Genomic DNA, 26516 nt, shown 5'->3' with positions numbered 1-26516 from the left:
TTCGCTGGCTGCCACAGGTGGGCAGCCGATGCCGGTCAGTGAGCGACGCGGCTGGTACCGTTGACGGTGAGGATGCGCACGCGCTCGCCAACGCGGAACACGGCACCTTCGTCGACCTGCTGGACGTAGGCGCGAGTGCTGCCGTCGTCTTCGCGAACGGTGATTTCCACACCCTGGGTACGGGTCAGGCCTTCTTCGGTCGCTGCGCCGAGCAGGCCGCCGGCCACGGCGCCAATGATGGCGGTGACATAGCTGCCCTTGCCGCCACCGATGGCGCTGCCGCCGATACCGCCAACCGCGGCGCCGGCAACCGAGCCGATGGGAGTCTTGGTGCCTTCGATCTTCACCGGGCGCAGGGCCTGGATGGTACCCATGCGAACGTTCTGCACGGTGCGTGCTTCTTCACGGGTATAGGTGTCGCCGGTCAGGCTGGACTGGCAACCACCGAGGGTCATGGCCAGGGCCGCGAAAGTCACGGCGATCAGGGCAGTTTTACGCATTAGGGAACCTCCGAGTAGGGCTACGACTATTAGACTCCGACGACAGCCCGCCTGTCACGCCAGGTCGTGAAACAGCTGATCTCGATTCAGCTTTCGTACAGTTTGTGCCATATCCACCGAAAACGCCTGCCGTGGCTCAGTTTTTCCTGTCGGCGGATCGGTTAGGCTGGCGCCCGCCGCAGAAGCGCCCCGCACGGATACTCCCATGGACTATTTCATCATCGTCGTCACCACCGCCGCCGGCCTGTACTTCCATTGGTGGATCTACTGGCGCATCCGTCGCTGGATGGACCGCGACCTGGCGTTGTCGCTGGCCGGTGATGATCCGCGCAAACGCACCTACCTGCTCGAACGCCTGGCTGACGCCAAGCGCCAGAAGGTGAAGCGCCGCGACCTCCCCGACTGGCTGCAGCGCGCCGCTGACGACTATCGCGCGGCCTGAGCCAGCGACCAGAAGCGTGCCAGCGCCTCGGCGCGGTTTTCCAGCTCCTGCGCCGCCCGGGCGCAGGCGTCGGCCAGGGTGATGGGGCCCGGCGCCAGGCTGAAGGCCGCCTCGATTCCCACTTCACGCAATTCGGCCAGCCCCTCGCCGACACTGCCCGCCAGGGCGATTACCGGCACGCCGACGCGCCGGGCAACGTGGGCCACGCCCACCGGTGTCTTGCCGTGGAGACTCTGGCCGTCCAGCCGCCCTTCCCCGGTGATGACCAGTGAGGCGCCGGTCAGCGCCGGTTCCAGTTCCGACAATTCGGCGATCAGTTCGATCCCCGGGCGGAATCGTGCCTTGAGGACGGCCCGGCAAGCGAAGCCCAGGCCACCTGCGGCACCGACACCAGGAAACAGGCGGTGATCCTGCCCGAGGGCCTGCGCCGCCACTTCGGCGAAGCGTTCGAGCGCGGCGTCCAGCTGCTGCACCTGCGCCGGGTTGGCGCCCTTCTGCGGGCCGAACACGGCCGAAGCGCCATGCGGGCCGCAAAGGGGATTGTTGACGTCGGCGGCGACTTCAAACTCGACCGCGCCCAGTCGCGGGTCGAGCCCCGACAGGTCGATGCGCTCGAGCTGCGCGAGTTGCGCTCCGCCGGCGCCGAGTTCGCTGCCCTCGCCATCGAGGAAACTCACACCCAGCGCTTGCAGCAGACCCAGGCCAGCGTCATTGGTGGCACTGCCACCCAGGCCGATGATGATCTTCTTCGCACCGGCATCCAGCGCCGCCCGGATCACCTCACCGGTACCTCGGCTGGTGGTGCGGGTGGCGTCACGCTTGCCTTCCGGCACCCAGTGCAAACCGCTGGCAGCGGCCATCTCGATCACCGCCGTGGCATCTTCCAGCCAGCCCCAGTGCGCCGTTACCGGCTGCTCCAGCGGGCCACAAACCAGCAATTCGCGACGCTCGCCCGGCCGCGCAGCCAGCACCGCATCCACCGTGCCTTCACCGCCGTCGGCCATGGGCCGCAGCAGGGTTTCGTCATCGGGCCGGGCGCGCAGCCAGCCACGGGAAATGGCCTCGGCGACCTCAGGGGCGGAAAGGCTTTCCTTGAAGGAGTCGGGAGCGATGACGACTTTCATGGGACAGGTCCGTTGAGCGGGAGGATGCTGGGCATCCTACACCGCAGCACGGACTCCGGCGTGCGTAGGAGCGGACTTCGTCCGCGATCGGTCCGATTCAGGCCTGAAAATTGAGTTGACCTGTAGGAGCGAGCTTGCTCGCGAACAACCCCAATAGTGAGGCAGATCGCGAGCAAGCTCGCTCCTACGAAGAGCAGAAGATCAGGGAGCGAGACGTTCGCGCACCCAGGCGCCATTTTCGTTGCGGAAGTTGAGGCGATCATGCAGGCGGCTCGGGCGGCCCTGCCAGAACTCGATGCGGCTCGGCAGCAGGCGGTAGCCGCCCCAGAAGTCCGGGCAGCTTGGCGCGCTGTCGGCGAAGCGCTGTTCGGTCTCCGCCAGCAGTTGCTCCAGCTCGCCACGGCCATCGATCACCCGGCTCTGCGGTGACGCCCAGGCGCCCAGCCGGCTGCCCAGCGGGCGCACACGGTAGTAGGCGGCGGACTCTTCGCTGGAAACCTTCTCGACTCGTCCTTCGATACGCACCTGGCGCTCCAGGGCCGGCCAGAAGAAGGTCATGGCCGCACGCGGGTTTTCCCCGAGTTGCTGGCCCTTGGCGCTTTCATAGTTGCTGAAGAAGGTGAAGCCACGCTCGTCCAGGCCCTTGAGCAGGAGCACGCGGCAGTGCGGCTGGCCGTCGGCGTCCACGGTGGCGAGCATCATCGCGTTGGGTTCGACCGGCAATTGCTCGGTCTTCACCGCGTCCTCGAACCACTGGTTGAACAGGCTGAACGGCTCGGCGGGAGCCTGGGTTTCGGTCAGTCCGTCACGGGTGTATTCGCGACGCATATCGGCCAGGGTCTGGGCCATCGGAAATCTCCTGCAGAAGAGGTCCCTAAGCTTATCCAGAGTTGCGCCTTCGCGCTTGATCCACGACAAGCGTCATTCCAGGCGGAATGACGCTTTGCCTGCGGCGGATCAGTTGGCCTGGGCGAGCGCCAGCAGGCTGGTGCGCTGGGTTACCAGCACTTCGACACGGCGGTTCAGCGCGCGACCTTCGGCGCTGGCGTTGTCGGCGCGCGGCAGGCTGGAACCGACGCCCTTCAGGCGCAGACGGTCGGCACCCAACCCGCTGAGGCGGAAGATCGAGGACACCGCCTGGGCGCGCTGCAGGCTGACCTTGTCGTTGCTCGCCTTGTCGCCCGAGCTGTCGCTGTGGCCAAGCACCAGCACACCGCTCTCCGGATCGTTCTGCAGCATCTTCGCCACGTTGCCCAGCGGCGCCAGGGTAATCGGCAGCAGCAGTTCAGGACGCTTGGGGTTGAACGAGCCTTCCACCGGCGCAATCAGCACCAGGGCATTCTCGCGGCGCTCGACGGTGAACTTGCTGCCGGCAACTGCCGCGCGCAGGGACTTCTCGTGCTGGTCCAGCCACTCCTTGCTGACTTGCACGGATTGCGGCTTGGCGGCCTTCTCGGCACCCGGCTTGCTCTCACTGACACCAAACGGCCACCACCAATGACCGCCGGGCTGCTTGCTGCCCGCTTCGGCCACCTTGGGCGCTTCCACGGCTTTCTGCTGCGGCGCGGGAGCGGCGGCAGTCGCTTCGTCCCCGGCAGCGAATGGCCACCACCAATGGCCGGTGCCGGCGGCGGGCTTGGCTGCTGCCGCGACATTGTCCGGCGCCTTGGTCGAATCACTGGACTGGAACTGGCTACAGGCGGCGAGGCCCATGCAGAGGGCAAGCGTGGAAACTTTCAACACATTCATGGGCAGCACGTTCATGGGAGCGATCCACAAGTCGGGGGATGAAGGGAGGCCGGGCGCGACTGGCGAGCAGCGGCACCCTGACTTCAGCAATCAGCTTAAGAGTTGTACATAACTTACTCAGTTGGAACGAGATTTTAATCTCGAACTGACGAGCGGCGCTCATCGGCACCTGGAGCGGAATGCCGGCGCAATACTTGCCGACGGCAAAAGCGGACGACCTTGAGAAGGTACGGCGGGAGGAAGGTTCCTCCCGTTCGTCGCTACAGGCAGTCGCCGGCGAGACGCGCCAGGCGCTGTGCGCGCGGGTCGATCAGCACGTACGGGCCGAGCGTGTTGACGACGAAACCGAAGGCCAGCTCGCGCTCGGGATCGGCGAAGCCAATGGAGCCGCCGGCGCCGGGATGCCCGAAAGCCTGCGGACCAAGGCCGTAGGTGGCGTTGGCCACACTCGGCTGGTCAAGCATGCAGCCCAGGCCGAAGCGCGTACAGGTCAATAAAGTTCGATCCTCACCGACGGCATGTTCACGAGTGAGTTCGGCCAGCAACGCGTCGTCAAGCAGCTTGCCCTGCAACAGGCCGCTGTAGAAGCCGGCCAGCGAGCGTGCGTTGCCATGGCCATTGGCGGCGGGCTGAGACATGCGGCGCCATTCCGGCTTGTTGGTGCTGGTGAGCACCGAAGGCGGGTTGGTGAAGGCGCGGGTCGAGAGTGCGGCGGCGTCGGTCATCATGGTTCGCAACAGACGTTGCGCCGCGGCGTCGCCCAGGTTGCCCTTGCCCCGGGCGATGTGCGCCACGCGGTGGAACTCGCTGTCATCCAGGCCGATATGGAAGTCCAGTCCCAGTGGCGTGGCCGTGCGCGCGACGATGGCGGCCCCCGGCTCGCGACCGTCGACACGGCGGATCACTTCGCCGATCAGCCAGCCGTAGGTAATGGGGGCATAGCCATGCTCGGCGCCGGGTGTCCACCACGGCGTTTCGTCGGCCAGCGCGGCGGTCATGCTGTCCCAGTCGTACAGCGCCTCGGGCGCCAGCGGCTCGCGGATCGCCAGCAGCCCCGCGCGATGGCAGAGGAGCTGGCGTACGGTGATGTCCTGCTTGCCTGCGGCGGCGAACTCCGGCCAGTAGCGCGCCACCGGGGCGTCCAGTTCCAGACGGCCCTCACCCACCAGTTGCAGTGCGGCGACGGCGGCGAAAGTCTTGGTGCAGGAGAACAGGTTGAGCAGTGTGTCGGCCTGCCAGTCCTGGCCCGGCTCCTTGCCGGCACTGCCGGCCCAGAGATCGACCACGGTTTCGCCGCCGACCTGGATGCACAGCGCCGCACCGCGCTCCTGCGGGTCTTCGAACAGCGCACTGAAAGCATCGGCAACGGGGGTGAAACGCGGATCGCAGTGGCCGTTCAGGGTCATCTCAGGCTCCGGAAATGCACAGGGGCAGGAAGCGCCATTGTTTCAGCGCCTTCTGCCCCTGGGAACCCTGCCGAAGGCAGGGTGTGGTCCCGCGAATGTCCGATCATCGCCGCGCCGTCACTGCGACGCCTGCTCCTCATCGTCGCTGTCATCGGCGGCCGGCGCCGGTTTCGGCTTGGGCTCCGGCGCGACCTTGGCGGCGGCACGGGCCAGCTCGTCGATACCTTTCAGCGTCTGCTGGTTGGCCTTGCGCACGGCGTCGACGAAGCCGGTGAACGGCAGGTCGGTGATGCCGACCAAACCGATATGGCCGTTCTCGCCATCGAGCAGGCGGCCGGTCACCGGCTGGTCGAGGTACTGGAACCAATGTGCGCCGACGATATTCGGTTGTTTCGCCGCCTCGGCGATGAAGCGCTGGTACGCCTCGCCACGCTGCTGCTCGGTGTACACCTCGGCAACGCCGCCCCAGAACGGCCCGCGGTCGCGGGAGCCGAAGTGGAACTCGGTGATCAGCACCGGCTTGTCCAGGCTGCGCACGTAGTTGGCATCGAAGCCCTGCTGCGGCAACGGCACGTAAAGGTTGAAGCTGAGGATGTCGCAATACTGCGCGCAGGAGGCCAGCGCTTCCGGCGTGCTGACGGCGAAGCGCGGGCCGAGCAGCAGGTGATTCGGCGCGTGCCACTGCAGCGAGTCCTTCAGGGTCTTGAAGTACTGGTCGGCGTACAGGCGCAGGAAGGCGCTGTAGTCCTGGGCGATCGCCGGGTGAACCTCGCTCGGCAGCGGCGCCTGGTAGCCCGGCGCATCGAGGTCTTCCCAGGAACCCAGCTGCACGCCCCAGGCCTCGGCGAGTTGCTCGTGATCCTCGTACTTGTCCTTGAGCTGCTTGATGAAGGCGCGCTTGGCCGGGCTGTCGGTGGACAGCTTGAGCGTGCCGAAGGCCAGGGCGAAGTGCGCCTGGTCGTCGTCGCCACGGCCGGCCCAGGCCAGCTCATTATCGGCGTAGTAACCCAGCAGCCAGGCGTCCTCGCGATGATCGCGTGCGGCGATGGCGATGGCCCGTTCGGCGGCCATGGCGAAGCGCGGGTCGAACGGATCGGGCATGGCGCCCCACCAGTCGTAGCCGGTGCTCACCGTGGCATAGTCGCCGCTGATGGACAGCGGCACGCTGTAGGGCATGCGCGGATCGTCGGCGAAGGCCGGATCGCTCCAGTCGCCCAGGGTATTGAAGCCCCAGGAACCGAGGCGCTGTACGGTGCGCTCGCGCCACGCGGCGGCTGCGGCATCGGCAGTCAGGCCACCATCGGCACGGAAGCGGTTGGCAGCATAGAAGTCGAACCAGCGACCGTTGCCAAAGGCACGCCCCTGCTGGGCGCCGACGCCACTGCGGTCGTCGCGCTGGCCGTAGAAGGCGGCCAGTGGCTCGTCCTCCTTGGGCAGGCTGGCAAACATGTATTCACGGCCTTCGACGTAGGTCTGGCTGCTGTCGGCGTTCACCGCGTTGACACCCATGGACCAGAACGAATGCCCTTCCGGCGTCACCAGCCACCAGCGGCCATTGCGCTTCTCGGTGCGGAAGAAGCCGGTACCTTCGAAGGCCGGGCCATCGAGTAGGCCGCCAAAGGCGTCGCGCCCTGGCGCCGGCTGCCACTTCTTCAGTTGCTCGCCTTCAGCCTTCCAGGCGTTGGCCAGTTGCTCCGGGCTCTTCACCTTCTCCGGCCAGTCGCTGCGGGTGGACTGGCCGAAGCCGTCGACGATGCCGGCGTAGGCCTTGTGGTATTCGTCGTTGCCGGCACGGGTGCCGAAACGACCAACGAGGATGTCCTGTGCCGCCTTGGGCGAGGTGAGGAACAGCTTCACCGCGCCAACCTGGCTGCGGTTGAGCTCACCGCTGACCTTGCTCGCCAGCAGCAGGCGCTGGCCGTCCTGTGTCGCGGGCATAGGCACGCCGGCACGCATGCCGAAGTCTTCCGGGGCGATGGCGTGCAGCGGGATCACCAGGGTCTGTGCCGGCCCCGGCGGCAAGGCGATGCTCGCACGCAGGCCGGGGGCGCCGGCTACGCCTTCGATCTCCACTTCCAGGGTGATGGCCCAGTCCATGGCGTTCTGGATCCGCAGGCTGATGCTGTCGGCCTGGGAGAAATCCCAACTGCCGCTGGATGGCGCCAGGCGCAGGGTCGGTTGCGGCGCGGGGTTGAAGTTCACCCGGCGCAGGATTTCGCCTTCGGGCGTGGCCTCGGCAGTGGAACTGGGCAGGTCGGCGTTCTGCGTGGTGACGCTGACCACCCCCATCGGCTTGACGAAGTTGAACAGGGTTTCATTGCCGCCGGCCGACCAGGCCGGGGCACTGGCGATGGCCAGGCTGAGCAGCAGAGGCAGATGCCAACGCATCGATGTCATGGATTCGAATCCTTGCAACACGCCCGCCGGACGGCGGGCGATCGTTTGACAGCCAGCGCGGGAACTCGCTCCCGCACACTCAAGCAATTTCGCGGCGGAACGGCGGCAATGCGTTAAGAATGGCCTTGCCGTAGCGCTGCGTCACCACGCGACGGTCCAGCAGCGTAATGATGCCGCGGTCCTGCTCGGTCCGCAGCAGGCGACCACAGGCCTGCACCAGGCGCAGCGAGGCATCGGGCACGGCGATCTCCATGAAGGGATTGCCGCCGCGCGCCTCGATCCACTCCGACAGCGCCGCTTCCACCGGGTCATCCGGCACGGCGAAGGGAATCTTGGCGATCACCACGTGCTCGCAATAGGCGCCGGGCAGGTCCACACCTTCGGAGAAGCTGGCCAGGCCGAACAGCACGCTCGGCTCGCCATCGTCCACGCGGGAGCGGTGCTTGTTCAGGGTTTCCTGCTTGGACAGGTTGCCCTGGATCAGCACACGCTTGCGCCAGTCGCGATCCAGGCCGTCGAAGACTTCCTGCATCTGCTTGCGCGAGGAGAACAGGATCAGCGAACCACGCGAACCTTCGACTATCTCCGGCAACTCGCGAATGATCGCGGCGGTATGCGCGGCAGCATCGCGCGGATCGGCCTTGAGGTCCGGTACGCGCAGCACGCCGGCATCGGCATGGTGGAACGGGCTCGGCACCACGGCGGTGACCGCCGCGCGCGGCAGGCCGGCGCGCATGCGGTAGCGGTCGAAGGTGCCCAGGGCGGTGAGGGTGGCGGAGGTCACCAGCACGCCATAAGCGACGTTCCACAGGTTGCGGCGCAGGGTCTCGGCGGCGAGGATCGGGCTGGCGTTGGCCTCGATGTCGTAGAAGGTGCCGCTCTCGGCGAGGGTCAGCCAGCGCGCCATGGGCGGGCTGTCTTCCGGGTCTTCACTGGTGAAGGCGGTCCACAGTTCCCAGTTGCCCTGGGCGCGGGACAGCAGGCTGCCGAACAGCGGGTACCACTCTTCGGCCTGGTGGCTGGCGATGCCGACGCTGCCCTCCCCGTCCATGGCTTCCTTGAGCAGTTCGGTCAGGCGGGTGAACAGGTCGGTGAGCTTGGCGAAGCCCTTCTTCAGCTCGATGCCCATCTCGCGGATGTGCTCGGGGATCACTCCGCCTTCGAAGCGATGGCGTGGCCGCTCGCGGCCTTCCATGTCCTCGCCGGCGCGGAAGTCACCGATCTCCTCGCAGGCGGTGAACATGAACTGCTGGTGCGTGCGCAACTCGCGGGCCAGTTCCGGCACCTGCTCGATCAGGCGGCCGAGGTCACCCGGCAGCGGGTTCTGCGCCAGCAGCTTGGTGAGGTTCTTGTCGACCTGGGCCAGCCAGTCGGCCGTGGCACGCAGGCGGGTGAAGTGGGCGAAGTGGCCGATGGCCTTGTCCGGCAGGTGATGGCCTTCGTCGAACACGTAAATGGTTTCGCGCGGGTCGGGCAGGATCGCCCCGCCGCCCAGCGCCAGGTCAGCCAACACCAGGTCATGGTTGGTGACGATCACATCGACCTTGGTCATGCCTTCGCGCGCCTTGTAGAAGGCGCACTGCTGGAAGTTCGGGCAATGGCGGTTGGTGCACTGGCTGTGGTCGGTGGTGACCTGCGACCAGTGCGCGTCCTCGATGGCCTCGGACCAGGAGTCGCGGTCGCCGTCCCAGCGATTGCCGGCCAGGCGCTCGATCATCTGGTTGAACAGCTTGGTGGAGGTTTCGTCGACGTCGATGCGGAAACCTTCCTCCTCGAACAACTGGGCGGTGGCGCTCTGCGCCTGGCCTTCCTGCAACAGGTGGTCGAGCTTGGACAGGCACAGGTAGCGCCCCCGCCCCTTGGCCAGGGCGAAGCTGAACGACAGGCCGGAGTTGCGCAGCAGGTCGGGCAGGTCCTTGTGGACGATCTGCTCCTGCAGGGCGACGGTGGCGGTAGCGACCACCAGACGCTTGCCGGCAGCCTTGGCGCAGGCGATGGCGGCCAGGCTATAGGCGACGGTCTTGCCGGTGCCGGTGCCGGCCTCCACGGCGACCACGGCGGCGTCGCCCAGGCGATGGCCTTCCTCGTCGCTGGCGATGGTCCCCAGGACCTTGGCGACTTCGGCGATCATCAGGCGCTGGCCGTAGCGCGGCTTGAGTTCCTTGGCCTCGAGAAAGCGCGAGTAGGCGCCCTGGATCGTGGCCTTGAGTTCGGTGCTGAGCATGGACTTCCCGGGCTCCGGCGGTGCCCTGGTGGACACATCCGGATGCTGGATAAATTTTCAGTGGTTCGAATCGGCGGCTATGATAGCGCGCTCGACCACAACCGCCAGCGGAGATCGTCCGAATGACACCCTTTGCCTTCGTCTATGCCCTGCACCTCCTGGCCGCCCTGGTCTGGGTCGGCGGCATGTTCTTCGCCTGGATGGTGCTGCGCCCGGCCGCGGTCGCTGCGCTGGAGGCGCCGGCCCGGCTGAAGCTGTGGCTGGAGGTATTCCCGCGCTTCTTCCGCTGGGTGTGGGCGGCGGTGATCCTGCTGCCGGTGACCGGCGTGGGCATGCTGCACCTGAGCTTCAACGGCATGGCCGGTGCACCGCGCTACGTGCAGGTGATGATGGGGTTGTACGTGGCGATGCTGGCACTGTTCCTGCGCATCCAGGCGCTGCAGCTGCCGGAACTGCGCCGCGCGGTGGGCGCCGAGGACTGGCCGGCCGGTGGCGCCGCGCTGGGCAAGATCCGCAAGACCGTGGGTCTGAACCTGCTGATCGGCATGGCGCTGGTGGCCTTCGTCGCAGCACGCCCGCACTGGTAAACAAAAGGCCCGCCTGACTTACCGGGCGGGCCCTCAGTTGCAACGAGCCTGGGTTTCAGAAGCGCTTCACGTCCAGGCGGCCTTCGCTGCCCTTCGCCCCTTCCGCACCGCCCTGGCCTTCCGCGCCGGGCTTCTCGCCCGCCACCGAATAGAACCAGCAGCCTTTCTCGGCGCTGCGCGGTCCGGCCTTGCCGGGCTTGCCGCCCGCTCCGCCAGCGCCGCCTTCCAGGCGCACCCTGACCTTCTCGACAGCGAACTGCTCAGGGACTTCCAGGCGCACCACGCCGCCGGACGCCCCGGTCTGGCCATCGGCACCGTTCTGGCCGTCGCCAGCGGACCTGCCGCTGCCCCACAGGCAACCGGAAGTCTGCGCACTGCCGCCATCCAGGCCGTCATAGCCCGGCGCACCAACACCGCCGCGGACGTCGATCAGCAGGTTTTCCACCGCCACGTCCTGCAGCCGCAACACCAGGTTGCGACCGCCGCTGGCGGGCTTCTCGAAGCTGCCGGAACTGCCCTGCGCGGCGATCACGCTGCCGTCGGCAAGGTTGCCGTGCAGCACCTCGATCTGCAGCGCGTCGCTGCCGGGAAACACACCGAGGCGGGCATTCTTCGCCAGGTCCAGCTCGCCGATCTTCAGCTCCTTGACCCGCGACGGGATCAGCAGCGCGCCTTCGGGCCCTACGCTGACGCGGTCCAGGCTCAGGCTGTCGCCCTTCACCGGCAGGCGCAGCACGGTATTGGCTTCCACCGAGACGGTGCCGGCAGCCGAACAGGCCAGCGGAGCGAACAGCGCCAGGCCCAGCAGCGACTTACGCATGGGTATCTCCTTCTACTTTTGCGGATGCCGGTTGCTCCACTGCCGGCAGCGGCAGGGTCGCGAAATGAAAGACGCCGAACAGCAGTATCTGCAGGCGGTCCATGCCCGGATGCGGGCGCTCCTGCAGACGCTTGCGCAGCGCCAGGACTTCAAGGATGTGGATCAGCAGGATCAGCGCGCCAGCCGCATTGAGCAGCAGGGCGAAGGGATGTGCGAAGGGTTGGATCAGGTTGGCCAGCACCGCCAGCCAGAACAACAGGGCAATCAGCTTGCCCAGCCCCAACAACGCTTTCATGAAATGCCCCCGGTTTTTTCTTTGCGGGGGAACATACGCCTCTGCCCCGGCCTATGCCAGTGGCAACCGGGAATGACAAAGGGGGCCACGAAGGCCCCCTCTGCAGGCATCACCCCAGACTTACTGGCGGGTGATCTTGATTTCCACGCGACGGTTCTCGGCGCGGCCTTCCTTGGTCTTGTTGTCCGCGACCGGCTGGCTTTCGCCATAACCGACGACAGATTTGATGCTGCTGGCAGGTACGCCGGCATCGACCAGGTAGTTGGACACGGCGTTGGCGCGGCGCTCGGACAGTTTCTGGTTGTAGGCGTCGGTACCGATGCTGTCGGTATGACCACCGATGTTCAGCTCGGTGCTCGCGGCCTCACCTTTCAGGCGGGTAGCGATGGTATCGAGCTTGTCCTTGTCCTGCGCATCGATCTTCGACGAGTCGAAGGCGAAGTGCAGGTCACGCACCACGATGGTCTCTTCCTTGGGCAGCGGAGCCGGAGCAGGCTCAGGAGCCGGTGCAGGCGGCGGGACCTCGGCCACTTGTTCTGCGGCACCATGTACCCAGCAGTAGGACGCACCCAGCACACCACCGATCAGGGCGCCCCAGCCAGCCCATGCGCTGCTTTCAATGGAACCCAGACCTGCGCCACCGACACCGCCAACCACGGCGCAAGTCGGCCAATCGGACTTCTGCAACCCTGCGCAACCGGTGAGCAACGTGCTTACCAGCAGCAGGGGTAAAGCGGTCCTTGTGATGCTCATAAAGTTATGTCTCCTCTAATGATCGGGTCTCGACCGACAATTACCGAGTAAAGACGTGACTGACAGAATGCGCCAGCACTAGGCCATATGGGTGTCACACGCTAGTCTTCGTTCATTATTTTTCGCTTTCGACGAGCCCCATGATTTCGACACGCACGCCGCAACAAGCCCTCGCCGCCCTGCTCGATCGCTATCAACCGCAGCGCTTGCTGCTGGTGGGTGCCAGCCAGATCCCGGCAGTGGATGCCTTCCTCGCGGCGCATCCGGACTGCGAGCTGTTCCATGCCGACGCTGGCGCTCTGCCGACGGAACTGGCCGGCCAGCGCTACGACCTGGCGTTGCTGGCCGACTGCTTGGAACACCTGCCGCGCCGCGAAGCGCAGCAACTGGTGGGCGGTATCCGCAATCTCAACAGCAGCCGCGTCGCCGTACTGGTCGACCTCGACGCCGCCCAGGCGCAGGACGCGGACTTCTACGCCCTGGCCATGCAGGCCAGCGAGCGCTTCCAGCGCGACGCCCAGGTGATCACCCTGTTCACCTACGATCTGCACGAATACAAACAGGTCCCGGACTGGCTCAACGCGAAGTTCTGGGCCAACCCGGAAAACTTCGGCAAGTACTGGTGGTGACCATGACCGAACCGACCTGTCCCTGCTGCAGCGGCCGCCCGCTGCCCGACTGCTGCGGGCGCTTCCACGCGGGCCTGGCCGCGCCAACTGCCGAGGCGCTGATGCGTTCGCGCTACAGCGCCTATGCGCTTGGCCTGGTGGATTACCTGCGCGATACCACGCTGCCGGCCCAGCAACCGGGCCTGGACCTGGACGCCATCCGCACCTGGAGCCTGGGCAGCACCTGGCTGGGCCTGGAGGTGGAGAGCCACGAAGTGCTCGGCGGCCAGCCGGAGCACGCGCGGGTGGCCTTCATCGCACGCTGGCATGACGCCGGCGGCGAGCACAGCCACCACGAGTGCTCGGGATTCGTCCAGCGCGACGGCCGCTGGTACTTCCTCGACCCTACCGTGCCGATGAAGCTGGGGCGCAACGATCCCTGCCCCTGCGGCGCCGGCGGCAAGCTGAAGAAATGCTGCGGTCCCTGGATTGAGTAGGACAGGATCGAGTGAGGCGCCAACTCGCCCCCCTTGGGGGCATTCGGTGTCTGGGCTAGAATCCGCGCTTTTTTCCGGGACGGCAGTGATTCGCCGCACCGGCTACCCCTGCCGGACCTCGCCATGCTGCTGACCGTTCTCTACATCATCGCCATCACCGCCGAAGCCATGACCGGCGCACTGTCCGCCGGCCGGCGCAGCATGGACCTGTTCGGCGTGGTGCTGGTCGCCTGCGTCACCGCCCTGGGCGGCGGTTCGGTGCGTGACATGCTGCTGGGCCACTACCCGCTGACCTGGGTGCGCCACCCGGAGTACCTGGCGCTCACCGCTGGCGCCGCACTGGTCACCGTGTTCATCGCACCGCTGATGCGCCACCTGCGCTCGATGTTCCTCGCGCTGGACGCCGTGGGCCTGGTGGCTTTCACCCTGATCGGCTGCCAGGTCAGCCTGGAGATGGGCCACAGCCTGCTGATCGCCGCCGTGAGCGGGGTGATTACCGGGGTATTCGGCGGCATCCTGCGGGACATCTTCTGCAACGACGTGCCGCTGATCTTCCGCCGCGAGCTGTACGCCAGCGTGTCCTTCGCCAGCGCCTGGTGCTACCTGATCTGCCTGCAGATCGACCTGCCCAAGGAGCAGGCCATGCTGATCACCCTGTTCGCCGGCTTCCTGTTCCGCATGCTGGCGATCCGCTTCCGCTGGGAAATGCCCAAGTTCGTCTACCAGGACGATCCGCACCAGGGCGATTGATCAGTCCTGCAACTTGAGGTGGCTGGTGTCCGGCGCAGGCCCGGCCGGCTCGGTCTTGGCCTGGCCCATGTCGCTGCCCACCGGGGCGACGCTGAACTGGCTGAGATCCACGCGCGGCGCCTGGGCCTCGGGTTTCTCGTCCTGCAGGTCGGCACCCACCGGGGCAAGGCCGAAGTCCGGCGCCTCGACATCAGCGAAAGCCGCCATGTATTCGTCACGCGGTGCGACCTTCAGGCGACCTTGTGGCGCACCCGGCGGAACCGCGGCAGCAGGATGAGGCGGAGCGGGCACTGGTTCCGCGGGGGGCGGCGGCGCCAGTTCGATCTCCTCGATCTGTGCGTCCATGTCGACCACTTCGACAATCGCACCGGCACGCTCGATGACACTGCGGTATTTCTCCGCCGCCTCGGCATCGAGGTTGTTCTTGATCACCATGCGCCGCCCGGAGAACAGCAGCGCGATACGCTGGGCGTCGGCCTGGAACAGCCTGGCCAGGTTGGCCTTGACGGTATCCAGCTGCGCGCCCGGCACCACCTGCCCCGAGAAGGCTATCTCATAACGGCTCATCATCACTCTCCTGTGTTAACCCGCCGGTTACATTCGGCCAGTATGGTGCAGCTTCTTTTAACGTAACAACAACTTGCGGCCGAGCAGGTGCTTGGTACACTGGGGCGTCTTGAGGGGTAGACATGAATTATCAGGCGCAAATGATAAGAATTTTCAGCCTGTTCTGGCTGTTCAGCCTCGTTTCGGGCTGCGGCTGGATGGCAGGTGATTTCGAGCAACCCGACGTGAAACTGCAGAAAGTCGACGTCGTGAAAGCTCGTTTGCTGGAGCAGGAATTCGTCCTGCATTTCCGCATCGACAACCCGAACGATTTCAGTCTTCCGGTTCGCGGCCTGGCCTACAAGGTCAAGCTGAACGATATCGATCTCGCCGAAGGCGAGTCGAATAACTGGTTCACAGTGCCGGCCAACGGCCATGAAACCTTCGAAGTGCCGGTGACCACCAACCTGTGGCGGCACATGAAATACATCGTCAAGCTGCTGGAAGACCCGGACAAGCCGATCCGCTACCGCCTCGATGGCGAAGTGAAGACCGGCCTGCTGTTCGGACAGAGCGTGCACATCGCCCGCAATGGCGAGATAATTCCCGGCGATTTCATCCCCGAGTGAGCGTCACCATGAGCCAGGAACCCCACGTACACGGTCCGAACTGCAACCACGACCACGATCATGAGCACCACCATGACCACGGTCACGTGCACGGCCCGCACTGCAACCACAGCCACGAGCCGGCGCGCAATCCGCTCAAGGACGTGGGCCGCAACGATCCTTGCCCCTGCGGCAGCGGCAGCAAGTACAAGAAGTGCCACGGCGCCTGATCCAGGCTTCGAGCACTACCCCGAGGGCCCGCCGAGCGCGGGCCTTCTGCTGTCTGGCCCAACTATTCGTCGGCTGCTGCAATTCCCGGCCCGCGCGGCTTGCGCAGGCCCCGGCGGCTCACTAACGTAGCGCGTTTCAAGCGACCTATTCCAAGCGACCTCTTTGTGCAGGAGCACATCTCCATGGCCCCGCGAGCCTTCCGCCGGCTTCCCAGCTTCGGCCTTGCCGCCACCGTCACTGCCGCCGTCAGCCTCACCGGTTGCCAGGGCTGGCTCAACGACCGCTACGCGGGCAGCCTGCCGCCAACCTACGGCGTGCAGCCGATCAAGGGCCTGGCGGACAACGTATCGATCCGCCGCAATAGCCTGGGGATGCCGCTGATCGAGACCAGCACCTTCCACGACGCGCTGTTCACCCTGGGCTACGTGCACGCCAGCGACCGCATCAGCCAGATGGTCGGCCTGCGCCTGATGGCCCAGGGGCGCCTGTCGGAAATGGTCGGCCCCGGCGCCCTGGAGACCGACCGCTTCATGCGCACGGTGAACCTGAAGAAGGCCGCCGATGCGCTGTATGCCGGCGCCTCGCCACGCCTCAAGCGTTTCTTCGAGACCTACGCGCGCGGCGTCAACGCCTACCTGTACCGCTACCGCGACAAGCTGCCGATGGACCTGGCCGAGTCCGGCTATCGTCCCGAGTACTGGAAGCCGGAAGATTCCGCACTGGTCTTCAGCCTGCTCAACTTTGGCCTGGCGGTGAACCTGCAGGAGGAGATCGCCTCCCTGGTGCTCGCGCAAAAAGTCGGTGCCGACAAGCTGCCCTGGCTGACGCCGATCTATCCGGATGAAGCACTGCCCTTCGAGGAGGCGGAGAAGCTCAAAGGCCTGCGCCTGGACGGCAAGATCGCTGGCCTGGAACAACTGGACGAGGCCGCCGGCCAGATCGCTGCGCTGCAGATGATGGGCGTCGCCGCCTCCAACAACTGGGCGATTGCCCCGCAGCGCACCCGCAGCGGCAAGAGCATCCTGGCCAACGACACCCATCTGCCACTGTCCATGCCCTCGGTATGGAACTACGTGCAGATCCGCTCGCCCAAGTACAACGCCGCGGGCGTCTCCATCGCCGGCGTACCGGGTGTGGTCGCCGGTTTCAACGGCAAGCTGGCCTGGGGCATGACCATGGTCATGGGCGACAACCAGGACCTCTTCCTCGAACAGGTGAAGCGCCAGGGCAGCAAGCTCTACTACCTCGCCGATGGCCAGTGGAAGCCGGCTATCGAACGCAACGAGACCTTCTTCATCAAGGGCCAGAGTCCGGTCCGCGAGGTCATCTACGAAACCCGCCACGGTCCGCTGCTCAACAGCGCGCTGGGCGAGCGCAAACACGACCTGCAGCCGCTGCCGCTGTCCAGCGGCTACGGCATCGCCTACCAGAGCATCCAGGGCGAAACCGACCGCACCCTCGACGCCTTCTTCGACCTGTCCCGGGCGAAGAACGTCGAGCAGGCATTCGACGCCACCCGTGACGTACGCGCGATGGCGCTGAACATCGTGTTCGCCGACGAGAAGCATATCGGCTGGCAGGTCACCGGACGCTTCCCCAACCGCAAGGAAGGCCGCGGCCTGCTGCCCTCTCCCGGCTGGGATGGACGCTACGACTGGGACGGCTTCGCCGATCCGATCCTCCACCCGTCCGACCAGGACCCGCAGCAGGGCTGGCTGGGCACCGCCAACCACCGCAGCGTGCAGCCCGGCTACGGCGCGCAGCTGTCCAGCTCCTGGTATTACCCGGAGCGTTACGAGCGCATCGCCCAGCTCGCCGGCGGCAGCAAGAGCCACGACTACCGCAGCATGATCGCCATGCAGTACGACCAGACCACGCCCTTCGCCGGCAAGCTGCAGTCGATGTTCGACGCACCCGGCATGGCACAGCCGCTGAAGAAGGCCATCGACGCCCTGCCCGCCGACCAGCGCGCCCGCGCGCGCGAAGCGCTGGACCGGATCATGGCGTTCGACGGCAAGCTCTCGGCCACTTCCGCTGATGCGGCGCTGTACGAGGCCTTCCTGCAGGAGAGCAGCAAACAGATCTTCCTCGACGAGCTGGGCCCGGAAGACAGCCCGTCCTGGAAGGCCTTCGTCGAGACCGCCAACCTCTCCTACTCGGCCCAGGCCGACCATCTGCTGGGCCGTGACGACAGCCCGTTCTGGGATGACACCCGCACCCCGCAGAAGGAAGACAAACCGACCATCCTCGCCCGCAGCCTGGCTGCCGCCACCGCCTTCTGCGAACAGAAGCTGGGCAGCGACCGCCGCGCCTGGCAATGGGGCAAGCTGCACACCTACGAGTGGGTCAGCGATAGCACCAAGATGGCGCCCAACCTCAGTGCCGGCGAGCGCGCCAGCCTCGGCGCGATCAAGGGCTACCTGGATCGTGGCCCCTACCCGGCTGGCGGCGACCACAGCACGCTGAACGTCTCGGCCTACCACTGGGGCCAGGACTTCAACACCTGGCTGATCCCGGCCATGCGCATCGTCGTCGATTTCGGCCAGAGCGAACCGATGATCGGCCTCAACAGCAGCGGCCAGTCCGGCAATCCGGCCAGCCCGCACTACGCCGACGGTATCGACGCCTGGCTGAAGGGCAACTACATGAGCTTCCCCTTCCAGTCGCAGAACCTGGAGAAGGTCTACGGCGTGAAGCGCCTGACCCTGGTGCCGGAGAAGTGATGATCTGAAAAATATTTCCGGGAGCCGGGAACTTGCTTCCCGCCCCGGAATCAGAATTGTCGACTTACTCCATGATCATATTCAGGCACCCCTTGGGTGCCTTTCTTTTTTCCCGCCTCTCCTCCGCTGCATTTCTTTCCTGCAAGACCTTCCCCGGCTGGCACTCCCCTGCATCCTTTCCCAGGAGTCATCGCCATGTCCGAATCCCTCATCGTCATCACCGGCGGTCCCGGCGCCGGCAAGAGCACACTGCTCGATCACCTGCACCGCCATCACGGCCTGAACATCGTCGAGGAAGGCGGCCGCGCCATCATCCGCGAGCAACTGGCCAGTGGCGGCGACGCGCTGCCGTGGGCAAACCGGGAGGCCTTCTGCCGGGAAATGTTCGAGCACGCGCTGACGACTCGTGAGCAGGCGCTCGATAGCGGTGGCCTGTGGCTGTTCGATCGCGGCCTGCCGGATGTGCTGGGGTATGCGAGGCTCTGCGGCCTGGCGGTTCCGGAAGAACTGCAAATCGCCGCGCGGAAACTGCGCTACGCGCGGACCGTGTTCCTGGCGCCCGCGTGGGAAGCCATCTACCGCAACGACGCCGAACGCAGGCAGGACTTCGCCGAAGCGCAGCGAACGGCGGCGATGATGACCAAGGTGTATGAGGAATTGGGGTATCGGCTGCTGGAGCTGCCGCTGGGCGGTCTGGAGGAACGCGCGGAATTCGTCTTGATGCGCTGCCTTTTGTAGGAGCGAGCTTGCTCGCGAACCTCCCGCCCCAGGGCCGCGCCAGACCGTTCGCGAGCAGGCGCGCTCCTACAGGCTCTTCGTTCCAAGAAAAAACCGGGCCTTGGCCCGGTTCTTCATGAAGCGGAGCGCGAATCAGGCCTTGGGCAGGGTGACGCCAGTCTGGCCCTGGTACTTGCCGCCACGGTCGCGGTAGGACACTTCGCAGGCTTCGTCCGACTGCAGGAACAGCATCTGCGCCACGCCTTCGTGGGCGTAGATCTTCGCCGGCAGGTTGGTGGTGTTGGAGAACTCCAGGGTCACGTGGCCTTCCCACTCCGGTTCCAGCGGGGTCACGTTGACGATGATGCCGCAGCGCGCATAGGTGCTCTTGCCCAGGCAGATGGTCAGCACGTCACGCGGGATGCGGAAGTACTCGACGGTGCGAGCCAGGGCGAAAGAGTTCGGCGGGATGATGCAGACGTCGCTGTTGATGTCCACGAAGCTCTTCTCGTCGAAGTTCTTCGGATCGACCACCGCCGAGTGGATGTTGGTGAACACCTTGAATTCGGCGGCGCAGCGCACGTCGTAGCCATAGCTGGAAACACCGTAGGAAATCACCCGGCTGTCATCGGCACCACGAATCTGGCGCTCGACGAACGGCTCGATCATGCCGTGCTCCTGAGCCATGCGGCGAATCCACTTGTCCGATTTGATGCTCATGGCGGGTGTCCTGTGCGGCGGTTGAAAAAGAACGCGAATCTTACCGGGCGTCACAATTTCCAGCAAAGGGTGCGGCCGGATGGTCGACGCTAGCGGGTGGATTTCCGTAACCTGCAGCACATTGACTCATGGAAGAGGCCAGGCATGCTCGATCATTTTTCATCCACCCTGTACCTGAAGCTTTCCCGCCACTGGATCAGCGGAGTGGTGCTCCCGTCCGGCGAAGCATTCGCCGAACCGCCGCTGCTGGCGGTGCGCTATGAAGGTGGCAAACCCAAGGTCCTTGCGGCCGGTGCCGCCGCCCGGCAGTTGCAGGGCCAGGACGGCATCGAGATCGTCAACGGCTTCGACCATCCCCGCTCCTTGCTGGCGAATTTCTCTTTCGCCGAGATGACGCTCAAGCTGCTGGTCGGCCGACTCGTCCCCAGGTCTCTGCTCAAGGCCGCGCCGGTGTTGATCCTGCACCCTCAGGAGCTCCTCGAGGGCGGGCTGACACAGGTGGAGGTCCGCGGGCTGTATGAGCTCTGCCGCGGGGCCGGAGCACGCAAGGTTCGACTCTGGACCGGGCGCGAGCTCAGCCAGGACGAACTGCGTAGCGGTCAGTTGCCTGCGGGCGATGGAACGGAATGGCTTCCGTAACCCCTCAGGGTCGCCAGTCGGTGCGCAGCTTGCGCTGCTCCACCGAGAAGCGCAGCCAATCCTCGGCGTAGCCGTCGGCGCAATCGCACTCGGCGCCAGGCACGGCCTCGCGCACCAGACGCAGGTCGACGCCATCGGCGGACTGACGCAGTACCAGGCTGCTGGTCTTCAGCAGACCTGCCACGGCGCCGGGGTCGCCCAGGCGTTTATCCACAACCTGCAGGGTGGCCTGGTCCAGCAGGAGCGCATCCACCACCGGCAGGCCGGGGCGATTGTCGCGCACCACCAGTAAGAGGCCGAGGCCGCCCCCCATGTCCAGCAGCGGCACTGAGTCGCAGGCACTCTTCGGGCTGCCGAGCGGCCCGATGGCGTGGTACAGCGCAGGCGGCAACGGCAGGGTGACGAAGGAAGCATCGGCGGGGCGCGCCTGCACGACCATGTCGTCTTCGAAGGCGTCACCCGAGGCAGAGCGGAAGTCCAGAATCACCGGCTGGCCGCCGATCAGGCACTGGGCCTGCCAGTTGGCGGAATCCTCGTCGGCGCCCCGTGCCACTGAGCCAGCAAGCCCCAGGCACACCGCCAGCAGCCAGCCGGCGGCGCGTTTCGCATCCTTGCGCATGGCAGTCCCTGCGTATCAGTCGTCGCTGATGGAGATGTTCGGCATGTCCGGCGCGGCCTTCTCGCTCAGGGCGATGCGGGCGCCGACGCAGCGGGCCATTTCCTGGTAGATCATCGCCAGCTGGCTTTCCGGGTCGGCGATCACAGTCGGCTTGCCGCCGTCGGCCTGCATGCGGATGGCCATGGACAGCGGCAGCGACGCCAGCAACTCGACGCCGTACTGCGCAGCCAACTTCTCGCCGCCGCCTTCACCGAACAGGTGCTCGGCATGGCCACAGTTGGAGCAGATGTGCACCGCCATGTTCTCGACCACACCCAGCACCGGGATGTTGACCTTGCGGAACATCTCCACGCCCTTCCTGGCGTCGAGCAGGGCCAGGTCCTGCGGGGTGGTGACGATGACCGAGCCAGCCACCGGGACTTTCTGCGCCAGGGTCAGCTGGATATCGCCGGTACCCGGCGGCATGTCGATGACCAGGTAATCCAGGTCGTTCCAGGCGGTCTGGGTGATCAGCTGCAGCAACGCGCCGGAAACCATCGGGCCGCGCCACACCACCGGCGTGTTGTCGTCGGTGAGGAAGGCCATGGACATGACTTCCACGCCGTGGGCCTCGAGCGGGATGAACCACTTCTGCTCGCGGATCTTCGGCCGGGTGCCTTCAGGGATACCGAACATGATGCCCTGGCTCGGGCCATAGATATCCGCGTCGAGGATGCCCACCTTGGCGCCTTCGCGGGCCAGCGCCAGCGCGAGGTTGGCGGCGGTGGTGGACTTGCCCACGCCGCCCTTGCCGGAGGCCACGGCGATGATGTTCTTCACGTTGCTCATGCCCGGCACCTGGGCCTGGGCCTTGTGCGCGGCGATATGGATTTCCACCTTGACCTGCGCCGAGTCGACGCCATCCAGCGTTTCCAGAGCCATCTGCACGGTCTGCGCCAGGCCATTCTTGAACAGGCCGGCGGCGTAACCCAGCTCCAGGGTCAGCGCAACGCGCCCGCCCTGGATATCCAGCTCGTGCAGGTAGCCGGCGTCCAGCAGGTTCTGGCCGGTGTGGGGGTCGTTGATCTGGCGGAGGACGGCCTCCACCGTGGCACGGGTAACGGCGCTCATGGGTACTCCCGATGAAAGACTGAGCAGAATGGGCGGGTATCTTACGCCTGTCATCGCAGCCTTGCTCGGGATCATCGGTGGTAGGCCGGGTTCGCGAGCAAGCTCGCTCCTACATTCCAGGGCTGCGCCATCATGCTCTTCGTAGGAGCGAGCTTGCTCGCGAACAGTCCAAGCGCCCATGGTTCAAGGACGAACGCCCCTACAGCCAAGCGGCCCACGGATGAAAATTTCGCCCCGGCCCTATATAGTTGCCGATTCCCTCGTTTTAACCGGAACGGCCGATCATCATGTCCGAAGCCCGCAAGATCCTCGTCACCAGCGCCCTGCCCTACGCCAATGGTTCGATCCACCTCGGTCACATGCTGGAGTACATCCAGACCGACATCTGGGTTCGCTTCCAGAAGATGCGTGGCAACCAGGCGGTGTACGTGTGCGCGGACGATGCCCACGGCTCGGCCATCATGCTGCGCGCCGAGCGCGAAGGCATTACCTCCGAGCAACTGATCGACGGCGTGCGCGCCGAGCACATGGGCGATTTCGCCGACTTCCTGGTGGAATTCGACAACTACCATTCGACCCACTCGGAAGAGAACCGCGAGCTGTCCTCGGCTATCTACCTGAAGCTGCGCGACGCCGGCCACATCGCCACCCGCCCGGTGACCCAGTACTTCGACCCGGAAAAGCAGATGTTCCTGGCCGACCGCTTCATCAAGGGCACCTGCCCGAAGTGCGGCACCGCCGACCAGTATGGCGACAACTGCGAAGCCTGTGGCGCGACCTACGCGCCGACCGAGCTGAAGGACCCGAAATCGGCCATCTCCGGCGCCACCCCGGTGCTCAAGGAATCGCTGCACTACTTCTTCAAGCTGCCTGACTTCCAGGCCATGCTGCAGCAGTGGACGCGCAGCGGCGCCCTGCAGGAGTCGGTGGCCAACAAGCTCGCCGAGTGGCTGGATTCCGGCCTGCAGGAATGGGATATCTCCCGCGACGCACCGTACTTCGGCTTCGAGATTCCCGACGCGCCGGGCAAGTATTTCTATGTCTGGCTGGACGCGCCGATCGGCTACATGGCCAGCTTCAAGAACCTCTGCGCGCGCCGCCCGGAACTGGACTTCGACGCCTACTGGAAGCAGGGCTCGGACGCCGAGCTGTACCACTTCATCGGCAAGGACATCGTCAACTTCCATGCGCTGTTCTGGCCGGCCATGCTCGAGGGCGCCGGCTACCGCAAGCCGACCGCGCTGAACGTGCACGGCTACCTGACCGTCAACGGGCAGAAGATGTCCAAGTCGCGCGGCACCTTCGTCAAGGCGCGCACCTACCTGGATCACCTGGATCCGGAATACCTGCGCTACTACTACGCGTCCAAGCTGGGCCGCGGCGTGGACGACCTCGACCTGAACCTCGAGGACTTCGTGCAGAAGGTCAACTCCGACCTGGTCGGCAAGGTGGTCAACATCGCCAGCCGTTGCGCCGGTTTCATCCACAAGGGCAACAACGGCCTGCTGGTGGACGCCAACCCGGCACCGGAACTGGCCCAGGCCTTCAAGGACGCCGCGCCGAGCATCGCCGCCGCCTACGAAGCCCGTGACTTCGGCCGCGCCATGCGCGAAATCATGGCCCTCGCCGACCAGGCCAACGCCTGGATCGCCGACAAGGCGCCGTGGTCGCTGAACAAGCAGGAAGGCAAGCAGGACGAGGTCCAGGCAATTTGCGCCCTGGGCGTGAACCTGTTCCGCCAGTTGGTGATCTTCCTCAAGCCCGTACTGCCGAAGCTGGCCGTTGCCGCCGAAGCCTTCCTCAACGTCGCCCCGCTGAAATGGGCCGACCACGAGCAACTGCTGGCCAATCACCAACTGAACCCGTTCAACCCGCTGATGACCCGTATCGAGCCCGCGAAAATCGAAGCCATGATCGAAGCCTCCAAGGAAGACCTCCTCGCCAGTGCCCCGAAACCCGCCGGCAATGGCGAGCTGACCAAGGACCCGCTGGCCGCGGAAATCAACTTCGACGCCTTCGCCGCCGTCGACCTGCGCATCGCGCTGATCGAGAAGTGCGAGTTCGTCGAGGGCGCCGACAAGCTGCTGCGCCTGTCCCTGGATATCGGCGACGAGAAGCGCAACGTGTTCTCCGGCATCAAGAGCGCCTACCCGGACCCGAGCAAGCTCGAAGGCCGCCTGACCCTGTACGTGGCCAACCTGGCCCCGCGCAAGATGAAATTCGGCGTCTCCGAAGGCATGGTCCTGGCCGCCGGCCCCGGCGGTGAAGAGATCTACCTGCTCAGCCCGGACAGCGGCGCCAAGCCCGGCCAGCGCGTCAAGTAAGCATCGGACGGCAAGGAGGCCATCGATGAAACTGCACCACCTGGCAGCGCTCGCCCTGAGCGCTGCCCTCGCCGGCTGCGGCGCATCCTCGGAGCACAGCGCCGGTTCCGGCGCCGCTTTCCAGGGGGAGGCAGCGAAAGCCGGCACCTTCCTCGCTTACGAACACCAGGTCGGCATCCGCCTGGCCAGCGAGCGCATCGACGCGCAACTGGCCGCCTCCCGCGATGCCTGCAGCCAGGACCGCTTCGGCGCCTGCGAGCTGATCGCCATCGAGCAGAGCGGCGACAGCCAGATGCGCAACGCGCATCTCGTGGTTCGCATCGTCCCCGAGGGCGTGGAAAAGCTCGTCGCCCTCGCCGCCGAAGGCGGCCAACTGCAAAGCCGCCGCACCCAGGCCGAAGACCTCGCCCACGCGGTGAGCGACAACCAGCAACTGCGCGAGCGCCTGGAGCGTGAGTACCAGACTCTGCAAGGTTTTCAGGGCCGCAAGGACATGAGCGTCAGCGACCTGCTGGCGCTGGCCAAGGCCACCGCCGAGGTTGAGCAGCAACTGCACGCCGCCCGCCAGGATGCCGCCCAACAACAGCGACGCATCGCCACCAACCTGCTGACCCTGGACTTCTCCAGCGAATACCAGCCGACCGGGCGCTGGTCGCGCATCGGCAAGGCCTTCGGCAACTCCCTGGACGAACTCACCGACGGCACCGTCAACGCCATCCAGGTGGCTGCCTACGGACTGCCGCTGCTGCTGGTGCTGCTGATCGCCGGCCTGATCCTGCGCTGGCTGTGGCGCAAACTCGGAACCCGGCGCGCCACGAAGCGAGCTGCCTGACACGGACCGGGGCTGCTCCAGGCCCTACTGAGCGTCCTCGCAGTCCACATCGCCGCCGCCCAGGTGCTCGAAGCCTTCCAGGTAGAGGCAGGAAGCATCCTCGGCGCAGTCTTGCAGCGAGGCGTTGCTCAGGTTTTCCCGTGAGGTCGGGTCTTCCAGGTTCACCTCGGGGAAGATGTCCGCCACTTCTTCCGCGGTCATGATCTTGTCGAAGGTGACGTTGACCGACTGCAGGCGGCCGTACTCCCAGTCCAGGTCCACGGCCGTGATATGCGGATTCAGCTGCCGTGCCAGGGCTTCGGGCAACTGCGGACCGGCGTAGCTGAGGTCGGTGTCATGGCAGGCATCGCCCCAGTTGCTCAGCTTCCGGCTGGCGGCGCAGCTGAACTGCGCGTCGGCGTGACCGCTGCGCTGCTCCAGCAGGCAGGCGAAGTCAGCGACATTCATGCGCGGCCAAGCAACCAGGTCAGCGCTGGTGAAGGGTGCGGCCGAGGCCAGAGCACTGGAGAACAGCAGGCAGAGGGCGGTAAAGCGTCCGGACAGGGGTATGCGCATCGCGACTTCCGTGAGGGGAACCGATCGGGTTCGGCAGCCGTTGATGTTCCTCCCGCCAGCCCTGGCACCGCAACTGATTTACGGAGCAGGAAGATTGTCCCCGGCGAGCAATGCGCATAACCTATGCGCATCCACCGTGGAGGTGCCCATGCACACGACCTACGATCCTCAAGCGCCGAAGAAAGCCACCAACCTGAGTCTCAACAGCGACCTGTTGAAGCAGGCCCGTGAACTGGACGTGAACCTCTCGGCGGTGCTCGAGGAGGCGCTGGCCGATGTGGTCAAGGAGCGCCTCGGCCAACGCTGGCTGGAGCAGAACCGCGAAGCCATCGAAACCTATAACCAGCACGTCGAGGAAACCGGCGTGTTCAGCGATGGATTGCGGAGCTTCTGATGAAGCAGTTCGATCTGTATCGCAACGCCAACCCGCGCACCCGCGAGGCGATACCGCTGTTGCTGGACGTTCAGAGCGACCTGCTGGCCTCGCTGAACACGCGCATGGTGATCCCGCTCAGCCGCGCCAAGGGCCTGGCCGGCATCCACCGGCTGATGCCGGAGGTACGAGTGGGCGATGAGGCGTTCCTGCTGCTGACCCCGCAGATGGCCGGAATCTCCCGCCGCGAACTGGGCGAGCCGGTGGGCAGCCTGGCGCATCTGCGCCTGGAGATCATCGCCGCTATCGATCTGCTGATCAGCGGAATCTGAGCATGAACCGCCCACACCTGAGCACGAGTCGCCAG

At 65.8% G+C, this 26516-nt stretch carries 29 protein-coding genes; 14 read left to right on the top strand and 15 right to left on the bottom strand.

Annotated elements, in window-relative coordinates; genetic code table 11:
* Positions 1-35 precede the first annotated feature (35 nt).
* Positions 36-500: a glycine zipper 2TM domain-containing protein gene (locus N5C91_RS06935; RefSeq protein WP_045209875.1), complete on the bottom strand. Its 465-nt coding sequence runs from the start codon at positions 498-500 to the stop codon at positions 36-38.
* Positions 501-705: 205 nt separating this feature from the next.
* Between N5C91_RS06935 and N5C91_RS06930 the strand changes: the two genes are divergently transcribed.
* Complete coding sequence (locus N5C91_RS06930; protein WP_236174725.1) at positions 706-942, top strand: hypothetical protein; 237 nt, start codon at positions 706-708, stop codon at positions 940-942.
* Here N5C91_RS06930 and N5C91_RS06925 read toward each other — a convergent pair.
* From N5C91_RS06925 to dinG, 6 genes are all read right to left on the bottom strand, one after another.
* Positions 927-2066 (bottom strand): glycerate kinase, encoded by a 1140-nt coding sequence (locus N5C91_RS06925; protein ID WP_236199615.1) that lies wholly within the window; start codon positions 2064-2066, stop codon positions 927-929. The genes N5C91_RS06930 and N5C91_RS06925 overlap by 16 nt on opposite strands.
* Before the next feature lie 201 nt (positions 2067-2267).
* A complete protein-coding gene (pdxH, locus tag N5C91_RS06920) occupies positions 2268-2915 on the bottom strand; it encodes a pyridoxamine 5'-phosphate oxidase (protein ID WP_236199614.1) in 648 nt (215 codons plus the stop codon).
* Positions 2916-3023: 108 nt separating this feature from the next.
* Entirely contained in the window at positions 3024-3815 is a 792-nt protein-coding gene (locus N5C91_RS06915; protein WP_236174728.1) for an OmpA family protein, read from the bottom strand.
* Positions 3816-4075: 260 nt separating this feature from the next.
* On the bottom strand, positions 4076-5221 hold the full coding sequence (locus N5C91_RS06910; RefSeq protein WP_279828666.1) for a serine hydrolase: 1146 nt from the start codon (positions 5219-5221) through the stop codon (positions 4076-4078).
* A gap of 117 nt (positions 5222-5338) precedes the next feature.
* Positions 5339-7618, bottom strand: coding sequence for a beta-galactosidase (locus N5C91_RS06905; protein WP_279828665.1), 2280 nt, complete (start codon positions 7616-7618; stop codon positions 5339-5341).
* A gap of 79 nt (positions 7619-7697) precedes the next feature.
* Positions 7698-9842: an ATP-dependent DNA helicase DinG gene (gene dinG, locus N5C91_RS06900; RefSeq protein ID WP_279828664.1), complete on the bottom strand. Its 2145-nt coding sequence runs from the start codon at positions 9840-9842 to the stop codon at positions 7698-7700.
* A 122-nt stretch (positions 9843-9964) separates the two neighbouring features.
* On the opposite strand from dinG, the gene N5C91_RS06895 reads away from it, so the two are divergent.
* Positions 9965-10429 (top strand): CopD family protein, encoded by a 465-nt coding sequence (locus tag N5C91_RS06895; protein WP_024765224.1) that lies wholly within the window; start codon positions 9965-9967, stop codon positions 10427-10429.
* Between the two features lie 55 nt (positions 10430-10484).
* On the opposite strand, the gene N5C91_RS06890 is transcribed toward N5C91_RS06895, so the two are convergent.
* The 3 genes from N5C91_RS06890 to N5C91_RS06880 all read right to left on the bottom strand — a co-directional run bounded on the left by N5C91_RS06890 (position 10485) and on the right by N5C91_RS06880 (position 12297).
* Positions 10485-11249: a collagen-like protein gene (locus N5C91_RS06890; protein WP_236174732.1), complete on the bottom strand. Its 765-nt coding sequence runs from the start codon at positions 11247-11249 to the stop codon at positions 10485-10487.
* Complete coding sequence (locus N5C91_RS06885; protein ID WP_279828663.1) at positions 11242-11544, bottom strand: DUF1145 domain-containing protein; 303 nt, start codon at positions 11542-11544, stop codon at positions 11242-11244. Before N5C91_RS06885 ends, N5C91_RS06890 begins: the two co-directional genes overlap by 8 nt.
* Positions 11545-11664: 120 nt before the next feature.
* The gene (locus tag N5C91_RS06880; RefSeq protein WP_024765226.1) at positions 11665-12297 is read right to left on the bottom strand and encodes an OmpA family protein; all 633 of its coding nucleotides are present in this window, start codon (positions 12295-12297) and stop codon (positions 11665-11667) included.
* A gap of 140 nt (positions 12298-12437) precedes the next feature.
* On the opposite strand from N5C91_RS06880, the gene N5C91_RS06875 reads away from it, so the two are divergent.
* The 3 genes from N5C91_RS06875 (at position 12438) to N5C91_RS06865 (ending at position 14152) form a co-directional block, all read left to right on the top strand.
* A complete protein-coding gene (locus tag N5C91_RS06875; protein ID WP_279828662.1) occupies positions 12438-12926 on the top strand; it encodes a DUF6231 family protein in 489 nt (162 codons plus the stop codon).
* Between the two features lie 2 nt (positions 12927-12928).
* A complete protein-coding gene (locus N5C91_RS06870; RefSeq protein WP_236199610.1) occupies positions 12929-13402 on the top strand; it encodes a YchJ family protein in 474 nt (157 codons plus the stop codon).
* Positions 13403-13525: 123 nt separating this feature from the next.
* Positions 13526-14152, top strand: coding sequence for a trimeric intracellular cation channel family protein (locus N5C91_RS06865; protein ID WP_236174736.1), 627 nt, complete (start codon positions 13526-13528; stop codon positions 14150-14152).
* Here the strand turns inward: N5C91_RS06865 and N5C91_RS06860 are convergent, their stop codons facing one another.
* A complete protein-coding gene (locus N5C91_RS06860) occupies positions 14153-14719 on the bottom strand; it encodes a hypothetical protein (RefSeq protein ID WP_236199609.1) in 567 nt (188 codons plus the stop codon). It abuts the gene before it with no gap.
* A 122-nt stretch (positions 14720-14841) separates the two neighbouring features.
* On the opposite strand from N5C91_RS06860, the gene N5C91_RS06855 reads away from it, so the two are divergent.
* From N5C91_RS06855 to N5C91_RS06840, 4 genes are all read left to right on the top strand, one after another.
* Positions 14842-15327 (top strand): LEA type 2 family protein, encoded by a 486-nt coding sequence (locus N5C91_RS06855; protein ID WP_236174738.1) that lies wholly within the window; start codon positions 14842-14844, stop codon positions 15325-15327.
* An 8-nt stretch (positions 15328-15335) separates the two neighbouring features.
* Entirely contained in the window at positions 15336-15536 is a 201-nt protein-coding gene (locus tag N5C91_RS06850) for an SEC-C metal-binding domain-containing protein (RefSeq protein ID WP_236199608.1), read from the top strand.
* Positions 15537-15719: 183 nt separating this feature from the next.
* On the top strand, positions 15720-18260 hold the full coding sequence (locus tag N5C91_RS06845; protein ID WP_279828661.1) for a penicillin acylase family protein: 2541 nt from the start codon (positions 15720-15722) through the stop codon (positions 18258-18260).
* A 195-nt stretch (positions 18261-18455) separates the two neighbouring features.
* Complete coding sequence (locus N5C91_RS06840) at positions 18456-18998, top strand: AAA family ATPase (RefSeq protein ID WP_279828660.1); 543 nt, start codon at positions 18456-18458, stop codon at positions 18996-18998.
* A 132-nt stretch (positions 18999-19130) separates the two neighbouring features.
* Here the strand turns inward: N5C91_RS06840 and dcd are convergent, their stop codons facing one another.
* Positions 19131-19697 carry a dCTP deaminase gene (gene dcd, locus N5C91_RS06835; protein WP_017521037.1) on the bottom strand — a complete coding sequence of 189 codons (567 nt, stop codon included), beginning with the start codon at positions 19695-19697 and terminating at the stop codon, positions 19131-19133.
* 144 nt (positions 19698-19841) lie between these two features.
* Between dcd and N5C91_RS06830 the strand changes: the two genes are divergently transcribed.
* The gene (locus N5C91_RS06830) at positions 19842-20336 is read left to right on the top strand and encodes a rod shape-determining protein (protein ID WP_236174741.1); all 495 of its coding nucleotides are present in this window, start codon (positions 19842-19844) and stop codon (positions 20334-20336) included.
* Between the two features lie 4 nt (positions 20337-20340).
* Here N5C91_RS06830 and N5C91_RS06825 read toward each other — a convergent pair whose 3' ends face one another.
* Complete coding sequence (locus N5C91_RS06825; RefSeq protein WP_279828659.1) at positions 20341-20955, bottom strand: hypothetical protein; 615 nt, start codon at positions 20953-20955, stop codon at positions 20341-20343.
* 15 nt (positions 20956-20970) lie between these two features.
* Complete coding sequence (gene apbC / locus N5C91_RS06820; protein WP_236199603.1) at positions 20971-22065, bottom strand: iron-sulfur cluster carrier protein ApbC; 1095 nt, start codon at positions 22063-22065, stop codon at positions 20971-20973.
* Between the two features lie 287 nt (positions 22066-22352).
* Here apbC and metG point away from each other — a divergent pair, with 287 nt between their 5' ends.
* Both metG and N5C91_RS06810 read left to right on the top strand, forming a co-directional pair.
* Positions 22353-24389 (top strand): methionine--tRNA ligase, encoded by a 2037-nt coding sequence (metG, locus tag N5C91_RS06815; RefSeq protein WP_233298246.1) that lies wholly within the window; start codon positions 22353-22355, stop codon positions 24387-24389.
* 25 nt (positions 24390-24414) lie between these two features.
* The gene (locus tag N5C91_RS06810) at positions 24415-25221 is read left to right on the top strand and encodes a DUF4349 domain-containing protein (RefSeq protein ID WP_279828658.1); all 807 of its coding nucleotides are present in this window, start codon (positions 24415-24417) and stop codon (positions 25219-25221) included.
* A 24-nt stretch (positions 25222-25245) separates the two neighbouring features.
* Here the strand turns inward: N5C91_RS06810 and N5C91_RS06805 are convergent, their stop codons facing one another.
* On the bottom strand, positions 25246-25776 hold the full coding sequence (locus N5C91_RS06805; protein WP_236199601.1) for a hypothetical protein: 531 nt from the start codon (positions 25774-25776) through the stop codon (positions 25246-25248).
* Between the two features lie 148 nt (positions 25777-25924).
* Here N5C91_RS06805 and N5C91_RS06800 point away from each other — a divergent pair, with 148 nt between their 5' ends.
* Both N5C91_RS06800 and N5C91_RS06795 read left to right on the top strand, forming a co-directional pair.
* A complete protein-coding gene (locus tag N5C91_RS06800) occupies positions 25925-26170 on the top strand; it encodes a type II toxin-antitoxin system CcdA family antitoxin (RefSeq protein WP_045209847.1) in 246 nt (81 codons plus the stop codon).
* Positions 26170-26481: a CcdB family protein gene (locus tag N5C91_RS06795; protein WP_236174746.1), complete on the top strand. Its 312-nt coding sequence runs from the start codon at positions 26170-26172 to the stop codon at positions 26479-26481. The genes N5C91_RS06800 and N5C91_RS06795 overlap by 1 nt, the downstream gene beginning before the upstream one ends.
* Positions 26482-26516: the final 35 nt, after the last annotated feature.

Origin of the sequence: Pseudomonas sp. GD03903, assembly GCF_029840045.1 — a bacterium.
GTDB lineage: Bacteria > Pseudomonadota > Gammaproteobacteria > Pseudomonadales > Pseudomonadaceae > Pseudomonas > Pseudomonas pseudonitroreducens.
Note: the sequence above shows the minus strand (reverse complement) of the source record. Positions and strands in the feature narration are given on the sequence as shown.

Bases quoted from the DNA above. Each gene is read 5' to 3' on its own strand.
- N5C91_RS06935 (WP_045209875.1), bottom strand. From the start codon at position 500: ATGCGTAAAACTGCCCTGATCGCCGTGACTTTCGCGGCCCTGGCCATG.
- N5C91_RS06930 (WP_236174725.1), top strand. From the start codon at position 706: ATGGACTATTTCATCATCGTCGTCACCACCGCCGCCGGCCTGTACTTC.
- N5C91_RS06925 (WP_236199615.1), bottom strand. From the start codon at position 2,066: ATGAAAGTCGTCATCGCTCCCGACTCCTTCAAGGAAAGCCTTTCCGCC.
- pdxH (WP_236199614.1), bottom strand. From the start codon at position 2,915: ATGGCCCAGACCCTGGCCGATATGCGTCGCGAATACACCCGTGACGGA.
- N5C91_RS06915 (WP_236174728.1), bottom strand. From the start codon at position 3,815: ATGAATGTGTTGAAAGTTTCCACGCTTGCCCTCTGCATGGGCCTCGCC.
- N5C91_RS06910 (WP_279828666.1), bottom strand. From the start codon at position 5,221: ATGACCCTGAACGGCCACTGCGATCCGCGTTTCACCCCCGTTGCCGAT.
- N5C91_RS06905 (WP_279828665.1), bottom strand. From the start codon at position 7,618: ATGACATCGATGCGTTGGCATCTGCCTCTGCTGCTCAGCCTGGCCATC.
- dinG (WP_279828664.1), bottom strand. From the start codon at position 9,842: ATGCTCAGCACCGAACTCAAGGCCACGATCCAGGGCGCCTACTCGCGC.
- N5C91_RS06895 (WP_024765224.1), top strand. From the start codon at position 9,965: ATGACACCCTTTGCCTTCGTCTATGCCCTGCACCTCCTGGCCGCCCTG.
- N5C91_RS06890 (WP_236174732.1), bottom strand. From the start codon at position 11,249: ATGCGTAAGTCGCTGCTGGGCCTGGCGCTGTTCGCTCCGCTGGCCTGT.
- N5C91_RS06885 (WP_279828663.1), bottom strand. From the start codon at position 11,544: ATGAAAGCGTTGTTGGGGCTGGGCAAGCTGATTGCCCTGTTGTTCTGG.
- N5C91_RS06880 (WP_024765226.1), bottom strand. From the start codon at position 12,297: ATGAGCATCACAAGGACCGCTTTACCCCTGCTGCTGGTAAGCACGTTG.
- N5C91_RS06875 (WP_279828662.1), top strand. From the start codon at position 12,438: ATGATTTCGACACGCACGCCGCAACAAGCCCTCGCCGCCCTGCTCGAT.
- N5C91_RS06870 (WP_236199610.1), top strand. From the start codon at position 12,929: ATGACCGAACCGACCTGTCCCTGCTGCAGCGGCCGCCCGCTGCCCGAC.
- N5C91_RS06865 (WP_236174736.1), top strand. From the start codon at position 13,526: ATGCTGCTGACCGTTCTCTACATCATCGCCATCACCGCCGAAGCCATG.
- N5C91_RS06860 (WP_236199609.1), bottom strand. From the start codon at position 14,719: ATGAGCCGTTATGAGATAGCCTTCTCGGGGCAGGTGGTGCCGGGCGCG.
- N5C91_RS06855 (WP_236174738.1), top strand. From the start codon at position 14,842: ATGAATTATCAGGCGCAAATGATAAGAATTTTCAGCCTGTTCTGGCTG.
- N5C91_RS06850 (WP_236199608.1), top strand. From the start codon at position 15,336: ATGAGCCAGGAACCCCACGTACACGGTCCGAACTGCAACCACGACCAC.
- N5C91_RS06845 (WP_279828661.1), top strand. From the start codon at position 15,720: ATGGCCCCGCGAGCCTTCCGCCGGCTTCCCAGCTTCGGCCTTGCCGCC.
- N5C91_RS06840 (WP_279828660.1), top strand. From the start codon at position 18,456: ATGTCCGAATCCCTCATCGTCATCACCGGCGGTCCCGGCGCCGGCAAG.
- dcd (WP_017521037.1), bottom strand. From the start codon at position 19,697: ATGAGCATCAAATCGGACAAGTGGATTCGCCGCATGGCTCAGGAGCAC.
- N5C91_RS06830 (WP_236174741.1), top strand. From the start codon at position 19,842: ATGCTCGATCATTTTTCATCCACCCTGTACCTGAAGCTTTCCCGCCAC.
- N5C91_RS06825 (WP_279828659.1), bottom strand. From the start codon at position 20,955: ATGCGCAAGGATGCGAAACGCGCCGCCGGCTGGCTGCTGGCGGTGTGC.
- apbC (WP_236199603.1), bottom strand. From the start codon at position 22,065: ATGAGCGCCGTTACCCGTGCCACGGTGGAGGCCGTCCTCCGCCAGATC.
- metG (WP_233298246.1), top strand. From the start codon at position 22,353: ATGTCCGAAGCCCGCAAGATCCTCGTCACCAGCGCCCTGCCCTACGCC.
- N5C91_RS06810 (WP_279828658.1), top strand. From the start codon at position 24,415: ATGAAACTGCACCACCTGGCAGCGCTCGCCCTGAGCGCTGCCCTCGCC.
- N5C91_RS06805 (WP_236199601.1), bottom strand. From the start codon at position 25,776: ATGCGCATACCCCTGTCCGGACGCTTTACCGCCCTCTGCCTGCTGTTC.
- N5C91_RS06800 (WP_045209847.1), top strand. From the start codon at position 25,925: ATGCACACGACCTACGATCCTCAAGCGCCGAAGAAAGCCACCAACCTG.
- N5C91_RS06795 (WP_236174746.1), top strand. From the start codon at position 26,170: ATGAAGCAGTTCGATCTGTATCGCAACGCCAACCCGCGCACCCGCGAG.